The sequence below is a fragment of the Streptomyces prasinopilosus genome, from assembly GCF_001419695.1.
Classification (GTDB): Bacteria; Actinomycetota; Actinomycetes; order Streptomycetales; family Streptomycetaceae; genus Streptomyces; species Streptomyces prasinopilosus.
Genome location: NZ_LIRG01000379.1, coordinates 1 through 10354, shown reverse-complemented (window position 1 = coordinate 10354; position 10354 = coordinate 1). Strand labels below are relative to the sequence as shown.

Sequence of the window (10354 nt, the reverse complement as noted above, 5' to 3'; positions counted from 1 at the left end):
GTCGGACGTCTGGGCGGGCACGCCCTCCCCGGTGGAGGTCCTCGTCGCCGAGGGCCGGCCGGCCGAGGCCTACTGGCTGTCCCGCGCCGCCGGTGCCCCCGCCCACCGCACCCTCGCGCTCGCGTTCGCGGACGCCGCCTTCCACACGTCCCCGGCCAGGGCTTCCGACCTCCAGGTGCAGGCCGAGGAGCTCCTCGACGCGTTGGACGAGGGGCACCCCTGGGACGACGACCGTGACGCCTACCTGGTCCTGCTGACCGCGGCCATCCGCAGTGGCCTGTCGGCACGCTGGGCGAGCAGCTTCCTCACCGCCTTCACGTCGATGCCGGGTGTTCCCGAGCCGTGGGCGTCGGTGATGGACGAACTGGTGCACGCGGTACGGCAGTCCACGGAGATACAGCCGGGCGACCTGGGCAAGCCGGCGGCGACTCCGGTCACGGACCGGCGCGAGGAGATCGGCGACCGGGCCCGGCAGCTCGCGCTGGACCTGCCGCTGCGCACCATCAAGCTCCAGCGCGGCACGATCGTGCTGCAGACCCTCGCCGCGCCCGACGGCCGGCTCGGACGGACCCTGAAGCTGATCCAGGGCTGGGCCGAAGGGCGGATCGAGGCGGAGGAACTCGCCAAGGAGATGGAGGAGCACTACAAGCGCTCCGACGCCGCCGACCGGATCATCGACACCACCGACCGGGCCAAGCGAACGCCCAAGCAGTCCAAGAACGACATCCACTCGGCGGCCCGTGAACAGCTCCGCGCCCACATCAAGACCGTGCGGGACCTGCTGACGACGGCGCTGCGCATCGCCTCGTCCCTGCGTCCGTCCGGCGGTCGTGACATCGGCCGGGACCTGATGCGCGCGATCGCGGACGCACGTCAGGCCGAACCTCTGCCCGGTGTGGGCGGGGCCCTCCTCGCGCTGCTGCTGCGCTGGCTCGACGGCTCCTACGCCCCCGAGCCGCGCGACACGGGGTTCCGGCCGTCCGCCGAAGGCCTGCTGCACCTGCCCGAGCTGCGCTGGCACGTCCACGAGGAACAGGACGAACCCGACCTCGAGCACCCGGACGCGCTCGGGGCGCTGCTGGGTCTGCTCGGCCCGGCCGCCCCCGCCGTCGCGTTGCGGTGCCACCGGGACGCGGGCGACCTCCACCTCGCCGACCGTCTGCTCGAACGGCTCGAGCACGGGCGGATCGTCGGCGCCGCCGTGCCGGCCGCAGAGCTCGCCGAGTGGCGGCAGCGCATCGCCGACGCGGCCGTCACCTGGGGCCGTAGATGCGCTGAGGAACACCGGAGCGCCCAGTTGCTCCTCGCCCAGATCCGGGTGCAGAACCTGTTGAAGCCCGAGGAGGAGCACGGCTTCACCGCCCGGCTCCTCGACCTGGAGGGCGACGACCACGGCGACCGCTTCGGGGAGCGCTTCCGGGCCATCGCCGCCGTCGGCCGCGACCTGCGCGACCTGGAGCAGCAGCAGACCGCGAAGCTCTACCGCCAGCTCGACGCGGCTCACCTGCCCGAGGCCGAGTACGGGCGCATCCACCGGCTGCTGGACCGCGGCAAGACGGTGGCCGCCGAAGAACTCCTGTCGTTCGTCCGCCGCGGCGGGGCCCTGCCCGCTCCCGCCGAACCGGCCGGGGAGGAGCTGTCCCGCTTCCTGACGGGCGTCGCCCGTCCGGAGGCTCCCCAGTCCACCCGTCGCGGCGTCGGGGCCCGCTGGTGGGCCCAGCACTACGCGGAGGACGAGCCGCTGGTGCAGAACGCGCTCTCCGGGCTCGGCGCCTGGCAGGAACTGATCGGCGAGCGGGACCAGCGGAAGATCCGCGGTCTGGTCATGAGCGTCCTGCGCCTGCTCGGTCTGACCGTGCTCGAGGCCAACGTCGAGGAGGCCCGGTACGGCGTCACCCGGCTCAGCGTGCGCGCCGACATCACCGAGAGCACTCCCGGCTACGTCGCCGCCCTCGGTTCCCAGGCACGCCGCATGTACAAGGTCGTCGTCATCGCCGACGAACTGCGCGGCGAAGGCCCGCTGCGCCACCTTCCCGAATCGGCCATCGGCGCCAACCTGATCCTCTACCTGCAGCCCCTCGGCACGGAAGGACGCCGCCGGCTCGCGCTCGCCTCCCGCAACCGCGGCCAGCAAGCCCTGGTCGTCGACCCGGCCGTCGTCGGCTGGGTCGCCGCCCGGGCCCCGCGCTCGTTCCGGGCGACGCAGCGCGTCACCCTGCCCTGGACCGGCTACACCCCCTACACCCCGCACGTCGCGGGGCTCGTTCCGCCGGAGGTCTTCAAGGGCCGTGCCGAGGAGATGCGGGAGATCCTCCGCCCGGACGGGTCCATCTTCCTCTTCGGCGGCCGCCAGCTCGGCAAGTCGTCCCTCCTGCGGCAAGCCGTCGAGGTGTTCCAGAAGGCCGCCCCGGACCGCCACATCGCCGTCTACATGGACCTCCTCAAGGCCGACATCGGCCATGCCGAACCCCCTGAGGGCATCTGGCGGGTCCTGCTGGCCGAGCTGAAGCGCCGCGGCGTCATCGGCACGAACGTCTCCGACCGTGCCGTCGACGTCGACGTGATCGCCGACGCGGTCCAGCAGTGGATCGAGGCCGAACCCGGCCGCCGTGTCCTCCTGCTCGCGGACGAGGCCGACGCCTTCCTCACCGCCGACGCCCAGGCCGTCTACACCGGCGGCGGCCAGTCGACCTTCCGCACCGTCAAGCGGCTCCAGCGCCTGATGGAGACCACCGGCCGGTCGTTCAAGGTCGTCTTCGCCGGCCTGCACCAGGTCCAGCGCTTCAACCACCTCACCAACGTGGTCACCGCGCACGGCGGGCCGGGCATCCTCGTCGGTCCGCTCAAGCCGCAGGCCGCCGTCGGGCTCGTCGAGGAACCCCTGGCCGCCGTCGGTCTCACCTTCGAGACCCCCGACCTGGTCTGGCACATCCTCGGCGTCACCAACTACCAGGCCAACCTGGTGCAGATCTTCTGCGACCACCTCGTCGCCTACATGCAGCAGCGCGCCATGCCCGCCGACGGCCGTCACGCCCCCATCACCTGGGACGACGTCCAGGCGGTCGCGAACCTGGAGCGGGTCCGCGAACTCATCGCGGAACGCCTGCGCTACACCATCAACCTGGAGGACCGCTACCGCGTGCTCACCCTCCTGGTCGCCCTGCGCAGCCTCGAGCACGGCTACACGCACGCGTCCCGGCCGAGCGAGTTGCTGGAGGCCGCCCACGAGATCTGGGACGAGGGCTTCCCCCTCAACAGCGAACGCCAGCTGACCATCTTCCTGGACGAGATGGTCGGCCTGGGCCTGCTCATCCGGGTTCCCGGCGAGGAGCGCGCCTACGCGATGCGCAGCCCCAACGTCGTCAACATGCTGGGCACCCGCAACGAGCTCCAGAGCGAGCTGAACGACACCGAGTTCGACCTGCCCTACGACTACAACCCGCACGCCGCCCGCCGGTCCATCGGCACCTCCGGCGGCGTCCAGCGGATGAGCCCGCTCACCGAGGGCCAGTTCGGCGACATGCTCGCTCATCCCACCCGCACCGCACTCGTCCCCTGCACCCGGGCGCTCGGCGACGACCACGTCGAACGCGGACTGCGCCTGTACGGCAGCGGGTACGGCCTCGACGTCATCAGCGTCGGCCCCGGCGACAACCTCACCGAAGCGATCACCGCCAACTCACGCCGCAAGGGCTCCCGGATCCTTTTCGTGGACCTGCGCGGCCGGAACGCCGAACAGGTCGGGGAGGCCGCCGAGCGACTCGTCAAGCACACCGGCGGTACGACACACGACGCCGACGCGACTCCCGGCACGCCCCGCCGGTACGCCGTGATCCTCTGCTCGCCGGACGCCACGGCGGAAGCGGAGAAGACGGGAGCCGGCCTCGTGCTGCCCCAGCGGTGGACCGTCGACGGTGTGCGCGCCTGGCCGGAGTCGCCGTTCGGTTCCCCGCAGGAACGGCGTGGCCTCATCGAATCCACCGGGGGATGGCCCGGTCTGGTCGAGACCGCCATGCACAACGTCCGCTCCGGTATGCGGCAGAAGGAGGTCCTCCAGGGCCTGCGCGAACTCTGGGGGACCCCCGATGCCGCGACGGCCCACCTGAAGGCGGCCGGTTTCACACCGGCCGACGTCTCCCGCCTCACGGCCTGGGCCCAGTTCTACAGCGACGAGGAGTACGCGGACGGCAAGGCGGCCATGACTCCGGGCGACATCGCCGCCGCGTTCTTCGACAGCGGCGACGACGACCCCCTCGAAGCCGCCGAGCACCTCCTGAAGCGCCTCGACGGCCTGGCGGTCCTCGACCCCAACAAACCCGGGGGCGTCCGTCTCGACCCGGTCACCTTCCGGGCGCTGAAGACGATCGGGCCCGCGCAGTGAACACCGTCGGCTCCGGTGCCGTGGCCCCCGCGGCACCGGAGTCCCCCGGGTCCGGGCCGGCCGCCGCCGGACCCGGCCGACACCTCATGGACGAGGACCTCGCCCGGCTCCCGGGTCCTCGTCGGCACCTCGACATGCTCGAGGCGGACCTGCGGGCCGGCCGCAGTTGCGTCTGGTACTTCCCCGACCCCGTCGTGGAATCCGGCCGCGCCGACTTCTTCGTACGCGAGCTCACCCACCGCCTCGAGGCGGTCATCCCCGTTCCCGGCGTCGTCTCCCTCGCCGACCGCCGTGCCGGCCCGGCGTCCTTGCCCGCGCAGCGCGCACCGGTCGCCGGGCCGCACGAGCCCTGGGCAGACACCGGCCACGGGCAGGACACAGTCCTGCCCGACGACCCTTACAGCAGCCTCCTGAGCCGGCTCGCCGCGCCCAGCGGCAGCGTCCGGCCCGGCCTGGCTCCGGCCACCGCCGCGCCGACGGCGACACTGGAGGAACGCCTCGCCAAGGAACTCGGCGTCACGGGCGACCCCGTGGAAACCCTCGTCGGACAGAGCTCAGCCGGTCAAGCACCCCCTGTGATCGTCGTGCGCTGCTGGGACGAGGCCTCCCCCGAAGAGGCCGCGCGGCTCCTCCGCGTCGCCCAGGCCACCTTCCACGAAGCCGGTCTGCCCGGTCATGCACGGACGCGTTTCCTCCTGACCGCACGCGCCACCGACCTGCCCCGCGCCACCCTCGGCAGCCAGGGCCGCGCCGCCGTCCACTGGTGGTGGAAGGTATGGACCCGTCTCGACACCGAGGTCCTCATGGCGTGGCGTTCCCGCTCGGCAGTCACGGACGCCGCCGACACGCTCCTCCGCCGTGTCACCGACGCCGTCGTCGCCGAAGTCTGCGGCCCCGACATCGACCGCGCCCTCGCTCTCCGCGCCACCTGGGACGGCGGTGCCCTCGGCACACTCCGCCACGCGCTGAGCCAGGTCCTGCCCGAGCCCGCAGCCGGCTCCACGGAGCCCGTGCCGCCCAGGCGCCTGTCCACCGCCCACGCCTCCGCCCCCGACGCCGAGATCCACGACGCCTGGGCCCGCGGTGCCGTCGACAGCTGGGACGGACGCATCCACCCCGCCCACGGTCACTCCCTCCTGGACGCCGACTCCCAGGAACTGCGGGTCCTCGTCTGCCACGCCCAGAACCGCGTCCTCCTCCCCCTCATCGAGGAAGCCCGCACCGCCCTGATCCATCTCGTCCCCGGAATGCTGCACAAACAGCGCTTCACCCTGCGGGACTTCCGCGAGAAGGCCCGCTCCCAGCACTGGAGGGGCACCGAGGAAGCCGCCGTGCCCGATCTCGAGGAACTCGAACTCGGCGGCCTTTCCTACGCCGCCCACATGCTCGCCCTGACCACCACGCAACGTCACCGCCTGCGTACCTTGCACACAGCCCGCAACACCCTCTCCCACCGGACCCCTTTGGACCACGACGAACTCGTGTCCCTGGCGGAGGTACTGACCACGGACTGGACCGCGGACTGACCGTCACCGGCCGGCCGGCTCCACACGATGCGTCACTCACCGGTGAGTCCGCCTTCCGGTCACCCGGTGGACAGGTGGGGTTCGCCCGGGACCCTCGCCCACGACTTGGGCGACGAGGATGAGCGCGCCGACGGCGGCAACGGCGACGGTCCTGATACGGGCGTGCATGGTCCGTCAGGCGGCCCGGCGCGTCCGGTCCGCGTGGCCGCGGATGAGGTCCGCGTAGCGGTGGCCGGAGCCCTTGATGGTGCGGGTCTGGGTGGCGTAGTCGACGTGGACGAGGCCGAAGCGCTTGTCGTAGCCGTAGGCCCACTCGAAGTTGTCCAGCAGGGACCAGGCGAAGTAGCCGGCGAGCGGGGCGCCCTTGCGGGCGGCGGAGGCGCAGGCGGCGAGGTGCCGTTCCAGGTAGTCCTGGCGTTCCCGGTCGTCGATCGTGCCGTCGGGGCGGACCGTGTCGGGGAAGGCGGAGCCGTTCTCGGTGACGTAGAGCTTGCGAGCGCCGTACTCGTCGGTCAGGCGGAGGAGGAGGGTCTCGATACCGCTCGCGTCGATCTCCCAGTCCATGCCGGTGCGCGGCACGTCGGCGCGGCGGACGGTGGCGGCGCGGGGGGCCGGGCCGTCGGGGTCGGCCGTCACCACCTGCGGGAAGTAGTAGTTGAGGCCGAGCCAGTCGAGGGGGGCGGCGATGGTCACCAGGTCGCCGGGCCGCTCGGGGAGGTCGACTCCGTAGACCTCGCGCATGTCGGCCGGGAAGCCGTGGCCGTGCACGGGGTCGAGCCACCAGCGGTTGGTGTGGCCGTCCATGCGGGTGGCGGCGGCCAGGTCCTCGGGGCTGTCGGTGGCGGCGTGGATCGTGGAGAGGTTGTTGACGATGCCCACCTGGGCGCCGGGGGCGGCGGCGCGGATGGCCCGGGTGGCGAGGCCGTGACCGAGGAGCAGGTGGTAGGAGGCCCGGACGGCCGCCGTCAGGTCGGTCAGGCCGGGCGCCATCGTGCCTTCCAGGTGGCCGATCCAGGCCGAGCACAGGGGTTCGTTGAGGGTCGCCCAGTGGTGCACCCGGTCGCCGAGGCGTGCGGCGGCCGCCGAGGCGTACGCGGCGAAGTGCTCGGCGGTGTCGCGCTCCGGCCAGCCGCCCCGGTCCTGGAGGGCCTGGGGCAGGTCCCAGTGGTAGAGGGTGACGGAGGGGGTGATGCCGGCTTCGAGCAGGCCGTCGATCAGCCGGTCGTAGAAGTCGAGGCCCTTGGCGTTGACCGGGCCGTCGCCGCCGGGGACGATCCGGGGCCAGGCGAGGGACAGGCGGTAGGCGTTGGTGCCGAGGCGGCGCATCAGGCCGATGTCCTCGCGCCAGCGGTGGTAGTGGTCGCAGGCGGTGTCGCCGCGGTGGCCGTTGTCGATCGTGCCGGGGGCGCGCGCGAAGGTGTCCCAGATCGACGGCGAGCGGCCGTCCTCGGCCACGGCTCCCTCGATCTGGTACGCCGAGGTGGCCGTGCCCCACAGGAAGTCCTCGGGGAGGGCGGCATAGTCGATGGCCACGGAAGTCCTTTCGGGCGAGCGGGAGTTGTCCGGTACAGGGGGGTTGTCCGCTACGGGGGAGGTGTCCGGTACAGGGAGGCTGTTCGGTACAGGGAGGCTGTTCGGCGCGAGGGGGTGGGTCACTTGACGGCTCCCGCCGTCAGGCCGGCGACGAGGTAGCGCTGCAGGAGCAGGAAGCCGGCGACCACGGGGACGCTCACCACGAGCGAGGCCGCCATGATCTGGTTCCAGTAGACGTCGTTCAGGGTGGAGTAGCCCTGGAGGCCGACGGCGAGGGTGCGGGTGGTGTCGTTGGTCATCACCGAGGCGAAGAGGACTTCGCCCCAGGCCGTCATGAAGGCGTAGACGGCGACCGCGACGATGCCGGGGGTCGCGGCCGGGACGACGACGCGGAAGAGCGCGCCGAGCGGGCCGCAGCCGTCGACCATCGCGGCCTCGTCCAGGTCCCTGGGCACCGAGTCGAAGTAGCCGATCAGCATCCAGACGGAGAACGGGAGGGAGAACGTCAGGTACGTCAGGATCAGGCCGCCGCGCGAGCCGAACAGGGCGATGCCCGTGGCGTTGCCGAGGTTGACGTAGATGAGGAACAGCGGGAGGAGGAAGAGGATGCCGGGGAACATCTGCGTCGACAGCACGGTCACGGTGAAGACGCGCCTGCCGCGGAAGGTGTAGCGGCTGACCGCGTAGGCGGAGAAGACCGCGATCACCACCGAGCAGACGGTCGCCGCGCCCGCCACGATCAGCGAGTTCAGGAAGTAGCGGGCGAGCGGGACCGTGGACCAGATGTCGATGTACGGGCGGATCGTCACCTCGCTCGGCAGCCAGCGGAATTCTCCGGTGACGTCCGGGAGCGGCTTCAGCGAGCTGGAGACCATGACGTACACCGGGACCGTCACGAAGCCGGTGAGCAGGGTGAGGAAGATCCGCCGGGACCACAGGAACGAGCGGGGCGGGGCCATCGGGGAGGCGGTCGCGGTCCTCGGGGAGCTAGGCATGCGAAGGCCTCCGTCGGCGCGAGGTGAGGACGAGGTACACGCCCGTCACGACCAGCAGGAACAGCAGGAGCAGGACGGACATCGCGGAGCCGGTGCCGAAGTTCCAGGTGACGAAGGACGCCTGGTAGATGTGGACCGAGATGAGGTCCGCGGCCTCCGGGGCGGTCCTGCCGAACAGGACGAACGGGGTGTTGAAGTCGTTGAACGTCCACAGGAACAGGACCAGCACCAGGACCTGGTTGACCGGGCGCAGCGACGGCAGGGTGATGCGGCGGACCTGCTGGATCATCCCGGCCCCGTCGAGGGCGGCGGCCTCGTACAGCTCGCGGGGGATGTTCTGCAGGCCGGCCATGACGATGAGGAAGGCGAACGGCCAGCCCTTCCACACGGAGACGGTCAGCAGCGCGACGAAGCTGTTGTCGCCGATCAGCCAGAAGGACGGCTTGTCGGTGAGGCCGAGCTGGTCGTGCAGGACGTGGTTCACCAGGCCGTTGTCGTGCTGGAACATGAACACCCAGGTGATGACGGCGGCGTAGACCGGCAGCGCGTACGGCACCAGGAACAGGGCGCGGAGCAGGCCGCGGCCGCGGAAGGTGTCCTGCAGGTAGATCGCGGCGGCGGTGCCGAGGATCCAGCACAGGCCGACCGACAGCACGGTGAAGGCGAGGGTGACGAAGAAGGAGTGGAGCAGGGCCGCGCCGACGGGGGCGTCGAAGTCCACCGACACCTTGTAGTTGTCGAGGCCGGCCCAGGGGGCGGTGCCCCAGTCACGGATGTGGAACTGGGTGAGTTCCTTGAAGCTCATCACGATGCCGATCACCATCGGCACCAGGTGGACGAGGAGTTCGAGGAGGAGGGCGGGCAGGAGGAGCAGGTACGGCAGTCCGATGCGGCGGATCCGCCCGGTGCGGCGGCGGGGGCCGGGTTCCGCACCGGAGGAGGTCTTCCGCGCGGCGGTCTCCGCGGTGGGGGCAGTGGCGGTCATGGCGGTGTTCGGGCTCACTTCTCGGGCATCTGCTGCTGGGCCTTGGTGAGGGCTGCCCTGACCGATGCGGTGGTCACCTCGCGGCCGCCGGCGGCGTCGGCGAACAGGTCCTTGACGGCCGTGCCGACGGCGGTCTCGAACTGGGACTCGTCGGGGACCTGCGGGAGGGCGACGGCGCTCTCGGCGAGGGTGTCCTTCAGGACGGAGGTGGCGGGGGAGTTGAAGGCCGCGTCCTCCTGGGCCGCCTTGACCGGCGGGATGGAGCCGTAGGCCGTGTTGAGGATCTTCTGCTCGGCGTCGCTGGTCATGAACTTCACGAAGTCCGTGGCGCCGTCGATGTTGTCGCTGTTCTCGAAGACGGCGAGGTTGATGCCGGCGACCATCGAGTTGACCTGCTTGCCGGGGCCCGGGGTGCCGGACTGCACGGGGACGGGGGCGATGCCGTAGGCGTCGTCGGGCATGCCCTGGGACGTGAGGTTGGCGGAGGCGGACTGCCAGAGCAGCATCGCCGTCTTGCCCTTGGCGAAGTCGCTCACGGACTGGTTCTGGGCGTACTCGGCGTTGCCCGGGGCGATGATCTTGTCCTTGGCCATGAGGTCGACGTACTGCTTGACCGCGGTGACGGCACCGTCGTTGGTGAAGTCGGGCTTGCCGTCGGCGGTGAAGAAGTCGGCGCCGTGCTGCTTGGCGAAGACGAAGGCGTGGTGGATGTTCTCGGAGGGGTTCGACCCCTCCACGCCCATCCCCCACTTGCCGTCCCCGGAGACCTTCTTGCCGGCGGCGACCAGTTCGTCCCAGGTGGCGGGGGGCGCGTCGACACCGGCGTCGGCCAGCATCCGCTTGTTGTAGTAGAGGGCGTACGCCATCGAGTACAGCGGGACCGCGGCCGGGTCCTGGCCCTCGGCGCCGGTGGAGCCGAGGGCCAGGACCCGGC

6 protein-coding genes are annotated in these 10354 nt (G+C 71.5%); 2 read left to right on the top strand and 4 right to left on the bottom strand.

Features of this window, described 5'->3' with window-relative positions:
• The first annotated feature begins 31 nt into the window (after positions 1-31).
• Both AOK18_RS16825 and AOK18_RS16820 read left to right on the top strand, forming a co-directional pair.
• Positions 32-4381, top strand: coding sequence for a P-loop NTPase family protein (locus tag AOK18_RS16825; protein WP_055694908.1), 4350 nt, complete (start codon positions 32-34; stop codon positions 4379-4381).
• A gap of 86 nt (positions 4382-4467) precedes the next feature.
• Positions 4468-5907: a hypothetical protein gene (locus AOK18_RS16820; protein WP_157865114.1), complete on the top strand. Its 1440-nt coding sequence runs from the start codon at positions 4468-4470 to the stop codon at positions 5905-5907.
• Positions 5908-6081: 174 nt separating this feature from the next.
• On the opposite strand, the gene AOK18_RS16815 is transcribed toward AOK18_RS16820, so the two are convergent.
• The 4 genes from AOK18_RS16815 to AOK18_RS16800 form a co-directional block, all read right to left on the bottom strand.
• Positions 6082-7440: a GH1 family beta-glucosidase gene (locus AOK18_RS16815; RefSeq protein ID WP_055694906.1), complete on the bottom strand. Its 1359-nt coding sequence runs from the start codon at positions 7438-7440 to the stop codon at positions 6082-6084.
• Positions 7441-7559: 119 nt separating this feature from the next.
• Entirely contained in the window at positions 7560-8399 is an 840-nt protein-coding gene (locus AOK18_RS16810) for a carbohydrate ABC transporter permease (protein WP_055694905.1), read from the bottom strand.
• 28 nt (positions 8400-8427) lie between these two features.
• On the bottom strand, positions 8428-9420 hold the full coding sequence (locus tag AOK18_RS16805) for a carbohydrate ABC transporter permease (protein ID WP_055694904.1): 993 nt from the start codon (positions 9418-9420) through the stop codon (positions 8428-8430).
• 14 nt (positions 9421-9434) lie between these two features.
• Positions 9435-10354: extracellular solute-binding protein (locus tag AOK18_RS16800; RefSeq protein WP_055694903.1), on the bottom strand; the 920-nt coding region annotated here is incomplete at its 5' end.

What these genes read in the sequence shown, in the direction of transcription:
- AOK18_RS16820 (WP_157865114.1), top strand. Translation starts at nt 4,468, where the DNA reads ATGGACGAGGACCTCGCCCGGCTCCCGGGTCCTCGTCGGCACCTCGAC.
- AOK18_RS16810 (WP_055694905.1), bottom strand. Translation starts at nt 8,399, where the DNA reads ATGGCCCCGCCCCGCTCGTTCCTGTGGTCCCGGCGGATCTTCCTCACC.
- AOK18_RS16805 (WP_055694904.1), bottom strand. Translation starts at nt 9,420, where the DNA reads ATGACCGCCACTGCCCCCACCGCGGAGACCGCCGCGCGGAAGACCTCC.